This window comes from Micromonospora sp. IBHARD004, assembly GCF_052814115.1.
In genome coordinates this window covers 92,954-111,197 of the sequence record NZ_CP199934.1, presented here as the reverse complement: position 1 = coordinate 111,197, position 18,244 = coordinate 92,954, and the positions used below count along the sequence as shown (strand labels likewise).

14 protein-coding genes and 1 riboswitch are annotated in these 18,244 nt (G+C 71.2%); of the genes, 7 read left to right on the top strand and 7 right to left on the bottom strand.

Annotation, left to right across the window (positions count from 1 at the left end):
• The first annotated feature begins 127 nt into the window (after positions 1 to 127).
• Positions 128 to 1,111 carry a zinc metalloprotease gene (locus tag ACTWO6_RS00515; protein WP_446217667.1) on the top strand — a complete coding sequence of 328 codons (984 nt, stop codon included), beginning with the start codon at positions 128 to 130 and terminating at the stop codon, positions 1,109 to 1,111.
• Positions 1,112 to 1,180: 69 nt separating this feature from the next.
• Here the strand turns inward: ACTWO6_RS00515 and ACTWO6_RS00510 are convergent, their stop codons facing one another.
• The gene (locus ACTWO6_RS00510; protein ID WP_446217666.1) at positions 1,181 to 1,741 is read right to left on the bottom strand and encodes a pyridoxamine 5'-phosphate oxidase family protein; all 561 of its coding nucleotides are present in this window, start codon (positions 1,739 to 1,741) and stop codon (positions 1,181 to 1,183) included.
• Between the two features lie 78 nt (positions 1,742 to 1,819).
• On the opposite strand from ACTWO6_RS00510, the gene dcd reads away from it, so the two are divergent.
• Together dcd and ACTWO6_RS00500 are read left to right on the top strand one after the other, a co-directional pair.
• Positions 1,820 to 2,404: a dCTP deaminase gene (dcd, locus tag ACTWO6_RS00505; protein WP_446217665.1), complete on the top strand. Its 585-nt coding sequence runs from the start codon at positions 1,820 to 1,822 to the stop codon at positions 2,402 to 2,404.
• Positions 2,405 to 3,039: 635 nt separating this feature from the next.
• Positions 3,040 to 4,242: a low temperature requirement protein A gene (locus tag ACTWO6_RS00500; RefSeq protein ID WP_446217664.1), complete on the top strand. Its 1,203-nt coding sequence runs from the start codon at positions 3,040 to 3,042 to the stop codon at positions 4,240 to 4,242.
• Positions 4,243 to 4,937: 695 nt separating this feature from the next.
• Here the strand turns inward: ACTWO6_RS00500 and ACTWO6_RS00495 are convergent.
• Positions 4,938 to 5,924, bottom strand: a complete 987-nt coding sequence (locus ACTWO6_RS00495; protein ID WP_446217663.1) for a C40 family peptidase — start codon at positions 5,922 to 5,924, stop codon at positions 4,938 to 4,940.
• 61 nt (positions 5,925 to 5,985) lie between these two features.
• Positions 5,986 to 6,121: riboswitch (cyclic di-AMP (ydaO/yuaA leader) on the bottom strand.
• 231 nt (positions 6,122 to 6,352) lie between these two features.
• On the opposite strand from ACTWO6_RS00495, the gene ACTWO6_RS00490 reads away from it, so the two are divergent.
• The gene (locus ACTWO6_RS00490) at positions 6,353 to 8,389 is read left to right on the top strand and encodes an N-acetylmuramoyl-L-alanine amidase (protein ID WP_446217662.1); all 2,037 of its coding nucleotides are present in this window, start codon (positions 6,353 to 6,355) and stop codon (positions 8,387 to 8,389) included.
• Positions 8,390 to 8,453: 64 nt separating this feature from the next.
• Here the strand turns inward: ACTWO6_RS00490 and ACTWO6_RS00485 are convergent, their stop codons facing one another.
• The 5 genes from ACTWO6_RS00485 to ACTWO6_RS00465 all read right to left on the bottom strand — a co-directional run bounded on the left by ACTWO6_RS00485 (position 8,454) and on the right by ACTWO6_RS00465 (position 14,935).
• Positions 8,454 to 9,455: an NlpC/P60 family protein gene (locus ACTWO6_RS00485; RefSeq protein ID WP_446217661.1), complete on the bottom strand. Its 1,002-nt coding sequence runs from the start codon at positions 9,453 to 9,455 to the stop codon at positions 8,454 to 8,456.
• Positions 9,456 to 9,634: 179 nt separating this feature from the next.
• On the bottom strand, positions 9,635 to 10,639 hold the full coding sequence (locus ACTWO6_RS00480) for a hemolysin family protein (RefSeq protein WP_446217660.1): 1,005 nt from the start codon (positions 10,637 to 10,639) through the stop codon (positions 9,635 to 9,637).
• Positions 10,632 to 11,939, bottom strand: coding sequence for a hemolysin family protein (locus ACTWO6_RS00475; RefSeq protein WP_446220864.1), 1,308 nt, complete (start codon positions 11,937 to 11,939; stop codon positions 10,632 to 10,634). Before ACTWO6_RS00475 ends, ACTWO6_RS00480 begins: the two co-directional genes overlap by 8 nt.
• A gap of 167 nt (positions 11,940 to 12,106) precedes the next feature.
• Positions 12,107 to 14,305, bottom strand: coding sequence for a heterodisulfide reductase-related iron-sulfur binding cluster (locus tag ACTWO6_RS00470; RefSeq protein ID WP_446217659.1), 2,199 nt, complete (start codon positions 14,303 to 14,305; stop codon positions 12,107 to 12,109).
• A gap of 366 nt (positions 14,306 to 14,671) precedes the next feature.
• Positions 14,672 to 14,935: a cell division protein CrgA gene (locus ACTWO6_RS00465; protein WP_091126805.1), complete on the bottom strand. Its 264-nt coding sequence runs from the start codon at positions 14,933 to 14,935 to the stop codon at positions 14,672 to 14,674.
• A gap of 230 nt (positions 14,936 to 15,165) precedes the next feature.
• Here ACTWO6_RS00465 and ACTWO6_RS00460 point away from each other — a divergent pair, with 230 nt between their 5' ends.
• The 3 genes from ACTWO6_RS00460 to ACTWO6_RS00450 are packed head-to-tail and all read left to right on the top strand — an operon-like array spanning position 15,166 to position 18,244.
• Positions 15,166 to 15,972 carry a DUF881 domain-containing protein gene (locus ACTWO6_RS00460; RefSeq protein ID WP_446217658.1) on the top strand — a complete coding sequence of 269 codons (807 nt, stop codon included), beginning with the start codon at positions 15,166 to 15,168 and terminating at the stop codon, positions 15,970 to 15,972.
• The gene (locus ACTWO6_RS00455; protein ID WP_446217657.1) at positions 15,969 to 17,963 is read left to right on the top strand and encodes a class E sortase; all 1,995 of its coding nucleotides are present in this window, start codon (positions 15,969 to 15,971) and stop codon (positions 17,961 to 17,963) included. The genes ACTWO6_RS00460 and ACTWO6_RS00455 overlap by 4 nt, the downstream gene beginning before the upstream one ends.
• 2 nt (positions 17,964 to 17,965) lie before the next feature.
• Entirely contained in the window at positions 17,966 to 18,244 is a 279-nt protein-coding gene (locus tag ACTWO6_RS00450; protein ID WP_446217656.1) for a hypothetical protein, read from the top strand.

Sequence of the window (18,244 nt, the reverse complement as noted above, 5' to 3'; positions counted from 1 at the left end):
AGCAGAAAGTTTCCGTGCAGCAACATATGCCCGTTCTCAAATCAATCGATCGGTTGTAACGTCACCCACACGTTCTCAGCCACGGTACGACATACCCCCTGTCGTGCCGCCAGAAAGAGGTGGGCCCATGGGACTTCGTCCCAACCTGCTGACCCGGCGTTCCGCCGGTGTCGCGTCGACGACCCTCGCGCTGCTGCTCAGCACCGCTGCCGTGGGCGTCGTTCCCGCTGCTTCGGCCTTCTCGGCCGCCCCCGGCGCGTCCTGCGCGGAGCCGACCGACGTCCACTCGGACGCCCGGGTCAAGAAGGGCGGCTCGGCCAAGCTGGACCCGAACGAGCTGACCGCCAAGCAGGTCCGTGACCGCGAGGCCGACCTCGCCGCCGCGCTGCGCGAGCGGGCGAACTTCCGCGCCGGCGCCGGTGCGACGACCCTGGCCACGGTCACCATCCCCGTCGTCGTACACGTCATCCAGCGCGACACCACCCGGGCCGGCGGCAACATTCCGGACTCGATGGTCACCGCGCAGATCGACGTGCTCAACAAGGCTTACGGCGGCGCCACCGGCGGCGCGCCGACCGCGTTCGGCTTCCAACTGCAGAAGGTCCACCACGTGACCAACGCCGCCTGGTACCCGATCGTGCAGGGCTCCTCCGCGGAGCGGCAGATGAAGACCTCGCTGCGCGAGGGCGGCAAGAACACGCTCAACATCTACCTGGGCGAGCTCAGCGACAACCTGCTGGGCTGGGCGACCTTCCCGAAGCGCAAGCTGGACAGCATGGACGGCGTGGTCGCGCTGAGCGAGTCGCTGCCGGGCGGCACCGCCACCAACTACAACCAGGGCGACACCGGTACGCACGAGGTCGGCCACTGGCTGAACCTCTACCACACCTTCCAGGGCGGCTGCTCCGGCTCGGGCGACAGCGTCAGCGACACCCCGGCGGAGTCGTCGCCGGCGTTCCAGTGCCCGACCGGCCGCGACACCTGCAGCACGGCCGGCCTGGACCCGATCACCAACTTCATGGACTACACCTACGACTCGTGCATGTACCAGTTCACCCCTGGTCAGGCGAGCCGCATGCTGACCGCGTGGAACGCCTACCGCGCTGCGTAAGGCAGCCGTACGACGACTCGGTGCCGGCTCCGTCCTCGGACGGGGCCGGCACCGGCGTTTGCGAGGGCCTCAGGCGGCCGAGCGGCGGGTGTCGAAGCCGTGCCGGCCGCGCCGCCCCTCGGCAGCGGCGGCGCCGACCCGGCGCGCCGGATGGCTCGCCCGCGGATCGAGCCAGACCTGCACCGCCGGACCGGCGGAACCCTCGACCGGACCGGCCGCGCCACCCTGGTCGCGCCGGGTCAGCATCGCCACGTCGACGGTGAACTCGAAGAGCCGCCAGTCGACCTGCGGCGCGGCCCGACCGATCTCGGCGACCCGGGCCACCCGGGCCTGGTCGGTGACCGGGCGAGCGCGGCCCGCCACGTACGCCTCGTCGTCGCTCTCCTCGGGCGGGAACGAGTGCAGCGCGTAGCGGCCGTCGCGTTCGAGGTCGCGGCGTTTCGGCGAGTCGAGGACGAAGCAGAAGAGCCCCTCGTCGGTGATGACCGGCGAGACCGGGTGGACCCGGGGGCCGCCGTCGGCGCGGACCGTGGCGAGATAGCCGAAGCCCGGCCCGTACTGCTGCATGAGAAGGCGGATCTCGTCGGCGAGGCGCGGCTCGTCGGCGGCGAATTCGGACCAGGAAGCCATGGCGACATTCTATCGAACATACGTACGAACGCGCAGTCCGACACGCAGGTCACCCGTACGGGTCGCTATGGTGTTCCGATGCTGCTCTCCGACCGCGACCTGGTCTCCGAGATCAAGGCGGGCACGCTCGCGCTGGAGCCGTTCGAGGCCACGCTGGTGCAACCGTCCAGCATCGACGTACGCCTGGACAAGCTCTTCCGGGTCTTCAACAACCACCTCTACACGCACATCGACCCGTCGGTCCAGCAGGACGACCTGACCTCGATGGTCGAGGTGCCGGAGGGCGAGCCGTTCGTGCTGCACCCGGGCGAGTTCGTGCTCGCCTCGACGCTCGAGGTGATCTCGCTGGGCGACCAGCTCGCGGGGCGCCTCGAAGGGAAGAGCTCACTGGGCCGGCTCGGGCTGCTCACCCACTCCACCGCCGGCTTCATCGACCCGGGCTTCTCCGGCCACGTCACGCTGGAGCTCTCCAACGTGGCGAACCTGCCGATCACCCTCTGGCCGGGGATGAAGATCGGGCAGCTCTGCATCTTCCGGCTCTCCTCGCCGGCCGAGCACCCGTACGGCTCGGCGGTCTACGGCTCCCGCTACCAGGGGCAGCGCGGCCCGACCCCGAGCCGATCCTGGCAGAACTGGCGCACCTGGCCGACAAGTAGGCGCTGACCTGCTGTGCAATAGATCCACTCGCATCTCAGGCCGTCCCCAGGCCGTGAGCATCGATCAGGCCACGGCCGAGGATCGCGTCCACCGCCCGCCTCGTACGCGCCTCGCTCTCCGGCATGAGATGCGTGTACGTACGCAGCGTGAATCCAGGATCGTGGTGGCCGACATACTCCGCGGACGTGGGACGCAAGGTCAAGCATCTGCCGGGACACGACACGCGGTTGGCCAACGCAACTGCCGAATCCTCCTCTTTAGGATCAAGGCGGCCCGCAAAGCGGGCCGCGCCGGCCCGGCCCCGGCCTGCTGGCGACCTCCGGCCGGCATCGGCCGGGCCGGCCGGCCACATTGACGGACGACCAGGACCTAGAAGACCTCGGGACTCCGCCCCGAACCCCGGCCCTCCTCAGAGATCAGCCGGGCAGATCCCCTCGCCGGGCACCGCAAGGGCTACCAGCCTCCCCGGACGGGGAGATCCGCTATTCGGCCCGCCGTTTCGCCACCCGATCCTCTATCTGAACAGCACACTGAGCCTCACGCAGGCGACGATCTGCACTACGTCAGAGAACGCGACCGGCGGGCGCACGACCCGGAGGTGGGCAGGTGGCCGACAGGCTCTGGATCGAACGGAGTGACCGATGGCGCGGAGCGCGAGGGTCGAGGCGGAGGCGCGTGTCGATCCGCAGGTGAGGACCTTCCTCTCGCTGTTCTTCGACCTGGCCTACATTTACGCGCTTCTTCGGCTGTCGGCCACGTTGCTGGAGCACCTGACCTGGCTGGGCGCGCTCCAGACACTGATTCTGATGCTGGGCATGTGGTGGATCTGGGCCTTCACCGCGTGGGCCACCGACAAGTACGACCCGAAGCTGCCGAAAGTCCTGGCCCTGGTCATCGTGACCATGTTCGCCAGCCTGATCATGTCCACCGCACTCCCGGACGCCTTCACGACTCATGGCCTGCTCTTCGCGATCGGATACGTCAGCCTGCAGGTCGGACGGACCTTCTACGTCCTACTCGCGTTGCCCGGCGGCGGGTTGAGACGCCACGCGGCACGAGTGCTGTTCTGGTTCGCCGTCTCCGCTGTGTTGTGGATCGCCGGAGGAGCCGTCCACGGCACGAGCCGAACCGGACTATGGGCCCTCGCAGTCGCGCTGGACTACGGCGTGGCCAGGCTCAACTACCCCACCCCAGGCCTGGGCCGCTCCATCGCAGCTGACTGGAGCATCAGCGCCGACAACCTCGCCGAGCGTTACCGGCAGATCCTCATCTGCTCCGCGGGCGAAATAGTCCTCGTCAGTGGTCAGACGCTCACCCGCGTCGGCTTCGGCCGCACACACATCATCGGATTTGTTGTCGCGTTCGCCGCCACCGTCCTGCTGTGGCGGGCCTACTTCCACCTGGCTGGCCACTCACTCGGCAAGGCTGTCGCCTCCGCCAAGAACCCTGGCCGGATCGCAGCTGCGGTGACCTACACCCACTTCCTCATGGTTGCGGGCGTCATCGTGACCAGCGTCGGCGCCGAACTCGTCATCGCCAACCCCGTCGAGCACGCCCCGCTGTCGTGGACGCTCGTCATCCTCGGCGGGCCCGCCCTGTTCCTCGCCGGGCGGGCGCTGTTCGAAAAACCGGTTTTCGGCCGCGTGTACTGGTCGCGTCTGATCGGCGCGGCCGTGCTCGTCGTCAGCATTCCGGCGATGCGCGGGCTACCAGCCTTCATGATCGGTATCGCCGCAGACCTCGGCATCCTCGGCACCCTCATCGCCCCCTGGGCCATCCGGGTAGCACGCGTGCACCGTCGAGCGACGCCGTCAGACCAGCACCCCAGCGGGTCCGCTCTCTGAGGTAGGCCGGCAGAGAGCGAGGCCGACGGGCCATCCACGGGCCACAATGCGAGCGGTCACCACAGCATCGCTCCTGACCGACCAGGCGTTTCGGACATCAACCCGGTGATCAAGCATCTTCCAAACTGAGGCTCCGCAGGGACAGCGGTGTTGGGGAGCGGTGCCTATCCTCACGGCCATGGGAGCTCTCAAGCCGTGGCACCTGTTGGTCCTGACGCTCTGCTGCCTCTTGCCGACTGCTGCGGCGATCGTTGGCGGGGTCTGGGCGGTCCGCCGATCTCGTAACCGTCGCTGAGCCACTTCCGCCAACGGCAGTCGAAACTGCCGGGCCATCCACGGGCCACAAGCGGGTGCCACCAGGGGCCAAGTCAGGCCGTCCAGGACCGGACCGACCAGCGGCTGGGCTGCAGGACGATGCGATCTTGTGCGATTCCCAAGCTGACAGTGCGCTTCGATTCCGGTCAGCGGAGCAGGCCTGGCGTTCGGTGTCCGCGACCGCCAGGCCGTCTCCAGGCCGTCACAGGTTCGCGACCGGCCACCGATGTCCCCCACGCCTCACCACTCCCGCCGCAGGTGAGAGGCACGATGACCACCGCCACCAGTGACAGCCAAGCCCGCATGGCATCTCTGGCGCACCTGGCCGACCCGCTGACGGCGGAAGGGGCCCCCGCCACGCGGGAGCCCCTTCCGATGGATCAGCCCGGTCGGCCGTAGCTGTTGATCTGGCCGTCGTCGACGCGTTTCATCGTGATCGGCTTGCCGGACTGGGAGGCGTGCACCACCCAGCCGCCGCCGACGTACATGGCGACGTGGTGCAGGTCGCTGTAGTAGAAGACGAGGTCCCCGGCGCGCAGCTCGCTCCGGCTGACCCGGCGGGTGACGTCGTGCTGCTGGCGGGCGTTGTGCGGCAGCGAGACGCCGGCCTTGGCCCAGGCGGCCATGGTCAGGCCGGAGCAATCGTAGTGGTCCGGGCCGGCGGCTCCCCAGACGTAGATCTTGCCGATCTGGGCGCAGGCGAACTTGACCGCGACCCCGGCGGGGCCGCCCGGGTAGCCGGACGGACAGGGCGCGGGCCGCAGCGGACCGCCGCCACCGCTGCCGTAGACCTTCAGCCGGAGCTTGTCCAGGCGGGCGATCTCGGCGTTGATCTGCTTCTTCTTCGCCGCGAGCTGGGCCTCGGTCCGGGTCAGCTGGGCGACCATCTCGTCCAGCGGCTTCTTCTTGGCGGCCAGCTGGTCGCGGAGTTCGACGACGTTGCGCACCTGCTGCTGCTGGCGGTGGGCGAAGCGGTCGAGCAGTTCGAGGCCGGCGACGACGTCGCTCGGCGACCGGCTGCCCAGCAGCGCGTTCACGGTCGACAGGTTGTCGCCCTTGTACGCGTCGGCGGCAAGACCTCCGACCTGGCCCATGGCGAGGTCGACCTGGAGCTGCAGCGGGGTGATCTGCTTGGCCAGGGCCGCTGCCTGCTTCCGCTTGACGGCGAGGTCCTGGCGGGTGGCGTTGTGCTGCTCGATGATCGGTTCGAGCTTGTTCCAGTCCTGGTCGATCTGGCGCTCGATCTCGGCGACCGACGGTTCGGCGTGGGCCGCCGTGGCGCCGCCGGTCAGGATGACGGCGGTGCCGGCCAGGGCGGCGAGTGCGGTGGTGAAGCGGGACCAGCGTGGACGCGGCGCAGCCGTCATCCGGTCGACCGACCGGACGGACGGTCGCCGCGGGGCATGGTGTGCCACCGGGCTTCCGTACTCCTTCTTCGCTGACCGCCTACCGGGTTAGCTGACGGGTTCGGGCGGGAAGGGAGCCGCCCTACCGCAGTGCTGCGGATTCACCCCAGGTACCTGGGTTCCCGGCTCGCCCGGAGGCGACTCGGCGGTGTCGGACCGTCACCACCCGGGTTGGACGATGCACACACCGGCCGACGATTGACCAGAGTAGAGATCGCCGTTATCAATCCGCAACCCACGGCGCCGTGACACTCCGTACCCAAATTTCCGGGGATCGCGGCGGTGAAGGTTTCTTTCACTCAACATCACTGCGGGGAAAGGTATTGACCCAACACCATGCGTGGGGTGAGGGTGAGCACGCAGTGACTTCCGCCCGATCTGGAGGTTCCATGCTCCGTCCACCCTTGCCGCCGAGCAGACGAGTTCTGCTCGCCACCGCCGTGGCTGCGGCGACCGCCCTTCTCAGCACCGGACCCGTCGCCGCCGAGCCCCTGGCCGCCGGGTCCGCCGAGCCAACCGACCGCCAGCAGCAGTACGCCGCGGCCGCCGCCGAGTACGGCGTGCCGGAGAGCGTCCTGCTCGGCGTGTCGTACCTGGAGTCCCGCTGGGACACCCACCCCGGCCAGCCGAGCACCAGCGGCGGCTACGGGCCGATGCACCTGACCGACGCCGACCAGGTCGTCGCCACGCCCTCCAGCTCGCACGTCGACGAGAACGAGGACCCCCGGGGCGACGAGTCCCGGCCCCTGGTCATCGATTCCACCGCGGCGGCCGAGCCGACCGGGGACCTCCTGCCGCGGGCGTCCCTGCAGACCCTCGACGCCGCCGCCGCGCTCACCGGCGTACCCGAGGAGACACTGCGCACCGACGCCACCGCCAACATCCGCGGCGGGGCGGCGCTGCTCGCGTCGTACCAGAGGGAACTGGCCGCGCCGGTCGGCGCCGGCAGCGACCCGGCGGCCTGGTACGGCGCGGTGGCCCGGTACTCCGGCGCGGACACCGAGGATGCCGCGGCGGCCTTCGCCGACGAGGTGTACGACCAGATCAGCGTCGGCGCCACCCGGACCACCGACGACGGCCAGCGGGTCACCCTCGCCGCCCGCGAGGTGACCCCCGACGAGTCCGGGCTGCACCGGCTCGGGCTGCGCCGCGCCGAGCGGCCCGACGGCCTGGAATGCCCGGTCCGCCTCGCCTGCGAGTGGATCCCCGCGCCGTACGAGAAGTACGGCCCGAACCCGGGCGACTACGGCAACCACGACCTCGGCGACCGGCCGGCCCAGCAGAAGCTCGAGTACATCGTCATCCACGACACCGAGGGCTACTTCGGCCCGAGCGTGAAGCTGGTGCAGACCAAGACCTACCTGGGCTGGCACTACACGCTGCGCTCGGTGGACGGCTACGTGGCCCAGCACATCAAGGCCAAGGACGTCGGCTGGCACGCCGGCAACTGGTACGTCAACGCCAAGTCCATCGGCATCGAGCACGAGGGCTTCGCCGGCCACGGCACCTGGTACACCGAGGCGATGTACCGGACCTCGGCCAAGCTGGTCCGCCACCTGGCGCTGCGGTTCCAGATCCCGCTGGACCGGCAGCACATCCTCGGCCACGACAACGTTCCGGGCACCACCGCCGGGACCGTGGCCGGGATGCACTGGGACCCGGGCCCCTACTGGGACTGGTCGCACTACTTCGAGCTGATGAAGGCGCCGTTCCACTCGACCGGCACGCCGCAGACCGGCCTGGTCACCATCGACCCGGACGTCGCCACCAACCAGCCGGCCTTCGTCGGCTGCAACCAGCAGCCGCCGGGCGTGCCGAAGCCGACCCCACCGGCCGTGCCGTGCCCGCTGCGCGGCTCCTCCTCGGTCGTCCTGCGCACCGCGCCGAGTCCGGACGCCCCGCTGGTCAACGACCGCGGCCTGCGGCCGAACGGCACGCCGGACACCATGTACATCTCCGACCACGGCGCCCGCGCCTCGGCCGGCCAGACGTACGCCCTCGCGGACGTCCAGGGTGACTGGACCGCGATCTGGTACCTCGGCCAGAAGGCCTGGTTCCTCAACCCCGCCTCGGCACCCACCGCGAAGTGGGCGCAGGGCTTCGTGGTGACGCCCAAGCCGGGCAAGGCCACCATCCCGGTGTACGGCCGCGCCTACCCCGAGCAGGCGGCCTACCCGGCCACCATCCCGTACCAGACCATCTCGCCGCTGCAGTACACCTTCGCGGCGGGCCAGCGGTACGCGCTCGGCGGCGTCCTGCCGGGCGAGTACTACCGGGCGGTCTCCTTCGACGGCTCCGCCCCCGGCGACCGGACGGTGGTCCGGGGCGAGAACCGGTACGTGCAGATCCAGTTCGGCCACCGGGTGATGTTCGCGAACCTGGACGACGTGCTGATCCTGCCGGCCTCGGTGGGGGCGACCGGCTGACGCGACCCGGACACGACGAAGGCCCCCGGTCGAGCTGACCGGGGGCCTTCGTCGTCGGATCGGATCAGGTGACCCGGCGGTAGCCGGCCACCGGCATGTAGTTGACCTGCGTCACCTGGACCGGCTTGCCGGTCCGGGGCGCGTGCACCATCAGGCCGTTGCCGAGGTAGAGGCCGACGTGGTGCAGGTCGCTGTAGAAGAAGACCAGGTCACCGGGGCGGGCGTCGGAGCGGGAGACCGCTCGGCCCTCGTTCCACTGGGCGCCGGTGAAGTGGGTCAGGTAGATGCCCGCCGCCTTGTAGGCGTACTGGGTGAGGCCGGAGCAGTCGAACGAGTTCGGGCCGGTGGCGCCCCAGACGTACGGATCACCGACCTGCTGGCAGGCGACCCGGATGGCGGTCTGCGCGGCGCTGCTGACCACGCCGTTGATGGTCGGGCAGCCCGCCACCTTCACGGTGGTCTTCGGCAGCGAGGCGGTGAGGCGCTTGATCTCGGCGTCGATCTGCTTCTTCTTCGCCCTCAGCTCGGCTTCCTGCTTGACCTGGGTGGCGATCAGCGCGTCGAGCTTCTGCTTCTCGCGGTTGTACTTGTCGCGGACGGCGAGGATCCCGGCGACCTGCTTGCGCTGCTGGGCGGCCAGCCGGTCGAGGATGGTGAGCTGCTCGGCGAGCGTCCCGGGCTTGGCGTCGACCAGCAGGGCGCCGACCTCCTGGGACGGGCCCCGCATGTAGTAGCGGGAGGCCAGGTCGCCGACCCGGTTCATGGCGAGCGCGGACTCCAGCTCCAGCGGGGCCATCTTCTTCTGCAGGTCCGCCGACTTCTTCTTGTTGACCTTCAGCTGGGCGCGGATCTTGTTGTAGCCCTCGATGGTGGGCTCCAGCTGCTCCCACTGCTTGTCGATCTGCGCCTCGATCTCGTCCACTGACGGCGCGGCGTGCGCCGGCGCGGCGACGAGTCCGGCGCCGACGGCGACGGCCGCGACCAGGGTGAGCAGACGGTGTACGACCCGGCGTGCACCGACCGGTCGGACGGGCGGCTGACTCCGGGCGTGACGATGAGGGGGCATGGTTGCCACCGGCACCGACTCCTTTTGCAACCGACCGCCGGGCGCCTCGCGAGGGGGAAGATCGAGGCAGACGACCCACAGCGGTCGGTGCCCCACATTAGGGAAGGCACGGGGTGATATCAAGGCGGCCATTTGTTCAATTACGTCTGAGCAACCGCTTGCACACCAAGGGTATTCATTCACTTGCCAACGATCGCCGTCAATACGTCATCGAGGGTCACCACACCGAGCGGCCGGCGGCCGTCGCTCACCAGGACCATGTGCCGCCGCTCGCGCCGCATCGACAGCAGCAGGTCGGCCAGCGTACGGTCCGGCGGCACCACCGCCAGCGGCCGGTAGACCTCCGCCGGCACCGGCTCGCGCCGGCGCGCGCCGGCGTACCCGAGCACGTCCTTGACGTGCACGAAGCCGAGCACCCGGCGGGTGGAGCGCTGGACCACCGGGAAGCGGGACCGGCCGGTGCCGGTGGCCAGCACCTCCAGCGAGGCGGGTGAGACGTCCTCGGCCACCGTGGTCACCGTCGACCACGGCTGCAACGCGTCCGCCGCCGTCCGGCTGTGCAGGGCGAGCGCGCCGGTGATCCGGGCGTGCTCCTCCGCGTCGAGCAGCCCCTCGGTACGCGCCTGGGAGACCAGCCCGGCCAACTCCTCCGCCGTGAACACCGTCTTCACCGCGTCCGTCGCCTCGACCCGCCACAGCCGCAGCACCTGCCGGGCCGACCACTTCATCGCCAGCAGCAGCGGCTTGGTGGCCACGCAGAAAGCCAGCATCGCCGGCCCCAGCCAGAGCGCCGACGGCTCCGGCCCGGCCAGGGTGATGTTCTTCGGCACCATCTCGCCGACCACGGTGTGCAGGAAGACCACGACCCCGAGGGCGATCACGAACGCCAGCGGGTGCACCACGCCGACGGGCAGCCCGAGCGCCTCGAACGGCGTCTCCAGCAGGTGGGCCAGCGCCGGCTCGGCGATCGCGCCCAGCCCCAGCGAGCAGATGGTGATGCCGAGCTGCGCCCCGGCGATCATCAGCGGGATCTGGTTCATCGCCGACAGCGCCCACCGGGCCCGCTTGGAGCTGGCGGCGAGCGGTTCGAGCACCGTACGGCGGGAGGCGATCAGCGCGAACTCGCTGCCCACGAAGAAGGCGTTGCCGAGCAGCAGCAGGATGGCGAGCAGCAGCTCAGTCATCGTCGTCGGGCTCCTCCGGGCGGAGCACCCGGACCTGCTCGATCCGGTGCCGCTCGACCTCGACCACGGTGAACTCGTACCCGCCCTCCCCGACCGTCTCGCCGGGCACCGGGATGTGGCCGAGCCGGGCCATCAGGAAGCCCGCCAGGGTCTCGTACGGGCCCTCGGGCAGCCGGAAGCCGGTCTGCTCGGCCAGCTCGTCCTCGCGCAGCACACCGTCCACCAGGACGGTCCGCTCGCCGCCCGGCACGGTCAGCTCGGCCGGCCCGAGGTGGTGGACCGCATCCGGGTCGAACTCGTCGGCGATCTCCCCGACCAGCTCCTCGACCAGGTCCTCGATGGTCACCACGCCGTCCGTGCCGCCGTACTCGTCGACCACGATGGCGAGGTCGGCGCCGGCCGCCTTCAGCGCGGCGAGGACGCCGTCCAGGTCCAGGCTCTCCGGGACGTACACCGGTTCCCGAGCGACCGCGGCGACGGTGGTGGATGCCCGGCGGTCCAGCGGCACGCCGAGCGCGTCCGGCACCCCGGCCACCCCGGTGACCAGGTCCAGGGTCTCCTCGAAGACCGGGAACCTGGTCCGCCCGGTCTGCTGGGAGAGGCTCAGCAGCTCGGCCACCGTGGCGGTGGCCCGCAACGCGATCACGTCGACCCGGGGGGTCATCGCCTCGGCGGCCCGCTTGTCGCCGAAGCGGATGGTCCGGCGCAGCAGCATCGCGGTGTCCGACGGCAGCGCGCCGGCCCGGGCGGAGATCGCCGCGAGCAGCCCCAGCTCCTCGGGTGACCGGGCGCTGGCCAGCTCCTCCTGCGGCTCCACGCCGAGCTGGCGGACCAGCCTGTTCGCGGAGTTGTTCAGCCCCCGGATCAGCCAGCGGAACGCCCGGGCGAACCCGCGCATCGGCGCGGCGGTGGCCAGCGCGGCCGGCATCGGCCGGGCCAGCGCCAGGTTCTTCGGCACCAGCTCGCCGAAGAGCATCGAGATCAGCGTCGCGAGGGCCAGGGCGAGCAGCGGGCTGAACCGGTCGGCGCCGCCGACGGGTCGCAGCAGCGGGGTGAAGAGCCGGGCCAGGGCCGGTTCGGCCAGGTAGCCGGTGAGCAGCGCGGTGATGGTGATGCCGAGCTGCGCGCCGGAGAGCTGGAAGGAGAGCTCCCGCAGCGCCGTGCGTACGGTGACGGCCCGGGCGTCGCCGGCGGCGGCCCGCCGGTCGATCTCGGCGCGGTCGACGGTGACCAGGGCGAATTCGGCCGCGACGAAGAACGCGTTGCCGGCGGTCAGCAGCACGAAGCCGACCAGGGGCAACAGCGTGCCGAGCAACAAACCGTCGATGAGCGAGATTGTGGCACGGGTCGGCCCGGGGCACGAGTTCGCGCCCGGGCCGTGTGGCGGGCGCCTCCTGACACGACGACGGCGGCGGCACCTCGTGGGTGCCACCGCCGTCGTGCGTGAGCTGTCGCGGGGGTACGACCTCAGCCGGCGACCGGCGTGGTCTCCTTCTCGCCCGGCGCGGTCTCCGGCTTGACCGAGCGGAGCAGCACGCTGGCCACGTCGATGACCTCGACCTGCTCGCCGGCGCCCTTGCCGTTGACCCCGTCGTTGAGCATCGTCGAGCAGAACGGGCAGCCGACGGCGACCGTCTTCGCCCCGGTGGCCATGGCCTCCTCGACCCGGTCCACGTTGATCCGCTTGCCGATCTTCTCCTCCATCCACATCCGGGCGCCGCCGGCGCCGCAGCAGAAGGAGCGCTCGCTGTTGCGCGGCATCTCGGTGAGCTCGCCCTGGATCGCGTCGCCGAGCACCTCACGCGGCGCGGCGAAGACGCGGTTGTGCCGGCCCAGGTAGCAGGGGTCGTGGTAGGTCACGCCGCCGTCGACCGGCTGCACCGGGGTGAGCTTGCCCGTGCTGACCAGGTGAGCCAGGAGCTGGGTGTGGTGGACCACCTCGAACTCGCCGCCGAGCTGGCCGTACTCGTTGCCCAGGGTGTTGAAGCAGTGCGGGCAGGTGGCCACGATCTTGCGCTTGGCCTTCTCCCGACCCTCGAACGCCTCGTTGAGGGTCTCGACGTTCTGCTGGGCGAGCATCTGGAAGACGAACTCGTTGCCGATCCGGCGGGCCGGGTCGCCGGAGCAGGTTTCGCCCTCGCCGAGGATCGCGAACTTCACGCCGGCCTCGTTGAGCAGCGTGGCGACCGCCCGGGTGGTCTTCTTGGCCCGGTCCTCGAACGCGCCGGCGCAGCCGACCCAGAACAGGTACTCGAAGTCCTCGACCTCGCCGACCCGCGGCACCTCGAAGTCGAGGCCCTTGGTCCAGTCCTCGCGGGTGTTCTGCGGGGCGCCCCACGGGTTGCCCTTGTTCTCCAGGTTGCGCAGCATGACGCCGGCCTCGGACGGGAAGCTCGACTCGATCAGCACCTGGTAGCGGCGCATGTCGACGATGTGGTCGACGTGCTCGATGTCGACCGGGCACTGCTCGACGCAGGCGCCGCAGGTGGTGCAGGACCAGAGCACGTCCGGGTCGATGACGCCGCCCTCCTCGGCGGTGCCGATCAGCGGCTTCTCGGCCTCGGCGAGGGCCAGCACGTCCATGTGGGCGAGCTGCGCGGCGGTGGCCTTCTCCTCGCCGGTCAGGTCCTTGCCGCCGCCGGCCAGCAGGTACGGCGCCTTGGCGTACGCGTGGTCGCGCAGGCTCAGCACGAGCAGCTTCGGCGACAGCGGCTTGCCGGTGTTCCAGGCCGGGCACTGCGACTGGCAGCGACCGCACTCGGTGCAGGTGCTGAAGTCCAGCAGGCCCTTCCAGGAGAACTGCTCGACCTGGGCGACGCCGAACTGGTCCTTCTCCGGGTCGGCCTCCTCGAAGTCGAGCGGCTTGCCGTCGCTCATCATCGGCCGCAGCGCGCCGAGGCCGGACCCGGCGGGCTTGGCCGGCTCGCGCTTGAAGAAGATGTTGGGGAACGCCAGGAAGCGGTGCCAGGCGACACCCATGGTGACGTTCAGCGAGATCACGATGAGCCAGGTCATCGAGATGACGATCTTGATCAGCGCGGCGACGCTGACACCGGCCGTCCAGGCCGGCAGCGCGGCGCCGACCGCGTGGCTGAGCGGGGTGGCCCAGACCGGGTACTCGAAGTGGTCGGTGGCCACCTTGAAGCCCCGGATCACGAAGCCGAAGATCAGGACCAGCAGCACGACCCACTCGACGAAGTAGCCCTGCCACATGGTCGAGCCGGTGAACCGGGACCGGTTGCCGGGCCGGTTGGGCCGGTTTCGCAGCCGGATCGCCATCAGCACCAGGATGCCGACCAGGCCGAGGATGCCGATGAGCTCGGTGGCCAGGCCGAAGACCGTCCAGTGCCCGATGATCGGCAGCCCGCCGGTGGTGCTGACCACCTCGAAGTACGCCTCGAGCACCAGCAGCGACAGCACGATGAACCCGACCATCACGAACCAGTGCGCGGCGCCCACCACGCTCCACTTCAGCATGCGGGTGTGACCGGCGGTCTCCACCAGCATGGTCTTCGCGCGGGCGCCCTTGTCGGTGAACCGCTCCGGCGCCGGTTGACCCAGCCGGATGACTGCCACCATCTTCATGACCGCGCGTACCGCAAGCCCCACCGCCACGGCGGTGATGGCGGCCGCGAGGATCGTGGTGACGATCTGGACGCTGCCCATCGAGTTGGCCTCCCGGTCTGCTGCCTGTCGAGCGGCTCGGCGACCGGGTACGGCTCACGGCGCGGGTGGCGTTGCGCCGCTCCCGCTGCCCCGACCCGACCGGTCGATGACCTCGCTCCGCTCGGTCATGCAGTGCAGCCTACGCGCAAGGTTACCCAGCAGTAACGTGAGTCATCTCGCATCCGGCCACGCCGCCCTGCGGACACCTTAGGTGGACCGGGCCGCGCGCGCCGGGCAGGGGCGTCGTGGCGTGACGTACATCCAGCGCCGACGCGGCGGCGGGGCCGGCCGGCGGCGGCCGACCCGGCGCACCACACGCCGACGGCCCGGCCCCCGGACGGGGAACCGGGCCGGACGTCGCGCCGGTCAGCGCCAGCGGGAAAGCAGGATCAGCGAGGCGACCATCGCGCCGAAGCCCACCGCGAGGTTCCAGTAACCCCACGACATGACCGGGTACGCCTGCTCGGAGAGGTAGTACACGACCAGCCAGCCGATCCCGGCGACGATCAGCGCGACGGCGGTGATCGGCAGCCAGACCGGGCTAGGCTTGCGCGTCGCCGCCGTCGCCGTCGGACGCACGTCCGTCGGCGGGGTGTACACCTTCTTCTTGCGGACCTGAGACTTGGGCACGACGCTCTCCAGAGGGGGTGACGACCTCGTCCGGCCTGACAACCGGGCGCGGGGGCGACGGTCCATGGCCAATAATGTTCGACAGCTAGCGTAGTCCCGACGGACCGTCCCGGCCACGAATGGGGTCAGGCCGGTGCACGGAGTGACCGAAAAGGGTGGGACTTTTCGGGTCGAGCAGCGCGGTCCGCCCCTCGCGGACCGGCCCGAGACGACGGGGAAGGAAACGCCCGGTGGAGTACACGTCCGGCGCCGCCTCCTGGCAGAAGGTCCTCCGGCGGGCCGTTGCCGGACTGCTGCCGCGGCGGCCACGGCAGCGACGACCGGGTTGGTCGATCGGGGTGCCGCTGATCGCCGCCGCAGCGGGACTGCTCTTCACCACCACCGCGACCACCGCCGGCGGCACCGCGCTGCGGGAGGACCGGCGACCCCAGCTCACCCAGCTGATCGAGGACCGGCGCGAGCAGGTCGAGGCGAGCGAGCAGCGCGCCGCGCGGCTGCGCGCCGAGGTCGAGAGCCAGACCGCCGCCCTCGCCGACACCGACGGCCCGATCAAGGACCAGCGGGACCGGGCCGCCGCCAGCCGGCAGGCCGCCGGGTTCACCGCGCTCACCGGCACCGGGGTCACCGTCGAGCTGAACGACGCGCCTCGGCGTAACGACCAGGCGCTGCCCAAAGGTGCCAGCAACGACGACCTGGTCGTCCACCAGGGCGACGTCCAGGCGGTCGTGAACGCGCTCTGGGCGGGCGGGGCCGAGGCCATGTCAATCATGAATGTCCGCGTGCTCAGCACCAGCGCGGTACGCTGCGTCGGTAACACCCTGCTGCTGCACGGCCGGGTGTACTCCCCTCCTTTCAAGATCGTTGCGATCGGCGATCCCGCTGCCCTCCAGCAGGCGCTCGCCGCGTCCGAGGGAGTCCGGTGGTTCAGGGAAGCGGCAAACCACTACCAGCTCGGCTACTCCGAGAAGGTGTCCACGGTGACCGTGCCGGCGTTCGAGGACTCGACGGCACTCCAGTCCGCGACGGTGCCCCGGTGACCGAGGACGGCCGCCCCGCGGGGCAGGACGGGCGCCACCGCGACCAGAGCGAGGACCCGACCGCGTTCCTCCCCAGGATTGACCGCCCGACCCCGCCCCGACCCGCGCTCGACCTGCCCTGGCCGGAGCCGACCGGGCCCCACTCCCCGGCGACCCGTCCACCAGCGCCCGCCCCCGCGCCGGCGCACCGGCCGGACACCCCGGGCCCGACCGGCGGCCCCGCCGCCCCGGCCGACCCGTACCGGTCCCCGCCACCCCCCTGGCCCGGAAATGCCCAGGCACGACCGTCGGCGCCGGCCGCCCCTGCCCATGAGCCACGCCGGTCGGCTCCCCCTGCCTGGCAGGTCGCCGCCGAACAGACCGGGCATCGTCCCGCCGACGAGCCCGCGTCCCGGATTCCTACCGCCCCGCCGGCCGACCAGGTCGCCCGCCACCCCGCCGACCAGGTTCCGGCCCGCCGGGCGGATCTGGCCCCGGGCCACCCGGCGGAGCGCGGGCCCGCCGAGCAGGCCCCACGCCGTCCGGGCGAGCCGGTTATGCCCAGCGCCGCGACCCCGTTCGTCGAGCAGCCGGACCGCCGACCGGCCGGCCCCGGCCCCGCCGAGGCGCCACCGGCCCGCGCCGCGGCTGCCCGGACCGCCGACGAGCCCACCGCCCATCCAACCGCGGACCAGCCGACCACCCCGGGCGTACGTCCGGCGACCGTCGGCGACGCGCCGACCGCGATCATTCCCAAGGTGAGCAGCCGGGCGGAGAACCGATCCGCGGCGGCCCCGGACGGCGGCTCACCCGCCACCGGGAACGCCGGCCGGACGCCCGGCGCATCTCGTGCCGGAACGCCCGCCGACGCCCGGGCCGGGCACGCAACCGCAGCTGGAGCGCTGGCGGGCGGCGTCCTGCGGGCCGGAGCGCCGGGCGAGGGCGTCACCCGGGCCGGAGCACCGGCCGACGGCGTGGCCCGCGGAACGCCGGGCGTCGGCGTCGGACGGGGTGGAACGCCCACCGACGGCGTCACCCGCGCCGGCACGCCGGCCGACGGCGGCCCGACGCGGCCCGGAGCCGGTGCGGGTCCGGTGGACCCGGCGGCCACCGCCGTGATCCCGGCCGTCACCGGTCGACCGGCCAGCCGCCCGGGGCTGGACTCGACCGCGCTGATGGGCGCCGTACCGCCCGTCCGGGACACCGGCGACGGATCCGAAGGCGAGACCGACACCCCGGCCGAGCCGCCGCGCCCGCGCCGGGGCGAACGGGTCGTGCAGCTCCGCCCCGAGCAGACCGGCGAGGGTTACAAGAGCGTCTACTCCGAGCTGACCCGCCCCTCCCTGGCGTCCCGGCTGCGGACCGGTGTCCGGCTCACCGGCGAGGTGCTGATCACCTTCGGCCTGGTGGTGCTGCTCTTCGCCGGCTACGAGATCTGGGGCAAGTCGGTCATCGTCGGCGCCCACCAGGACGACCTGACCAGCCAACTGGCGCAGGAGTGGGCGCCCGACCCGACCGTCGGGCCGACCGCGCCCAGCGAGAAGCCCGGGCCGCTGGCGGAGGGCAAGCCGATCGCCGGCCTGTACCTCCCCAAGTTCGACAAGCACTGGGTGGTGGTGGAGGGGGTCAGCCAGGACGACATCCGGTACGCCCCGGGCCACTACCCGAAGAGCGCGCTCCCCGGCGAGGTGGGCAACTTCGCCGTGGCGGGGCACCGCATCCGGGCCACCTTCTGGCGGCTGGACGAGCTGAAGGCCGGCGACGACATCGTGGTCGAGGGCAAGACCGAGTGGTTCATCTACAAGGTCTACCAGAGCCACATCGTGAAGCCGAACCAGGTCGAGGTGGTGGCGCCGGTGCCGATGAAGCCGAACGCCGAGCCGACCGAGAAGCTGCTCACCCTGACCACCTGCAACCCCAAGTTCGACAACTACCAGCGCCTGATCATCCATGCCCGGCTTGACCACGCCCAGGCCAAGTCCGCAGGTCGCCCGGCGGAGCTGGGAGGCTGACCATGTACGCGTGGATCTGGCGCAAGCTCCCGTTCGGGCTGGCCGGCAAGCTGGTCGGCTCGGTGCTGCTCACCGCCGCGACGGTGGCGCTGCTCTGGTTCGTGGTGTTCCCGTGGGCGGAGCCGCTGCTCCCCTTCGACGACGTCCAGGTCACCCAGGACTCCGGCGACACCGGGGGTCAGGAGGGCGACCTCACCGTGCCCAGCAGCGCGCCCACCGACGAGGAACTGCCGTACAGCACCGAAACGAACAACGCCCCGCCCTCCACCCCGAGCAGGTGA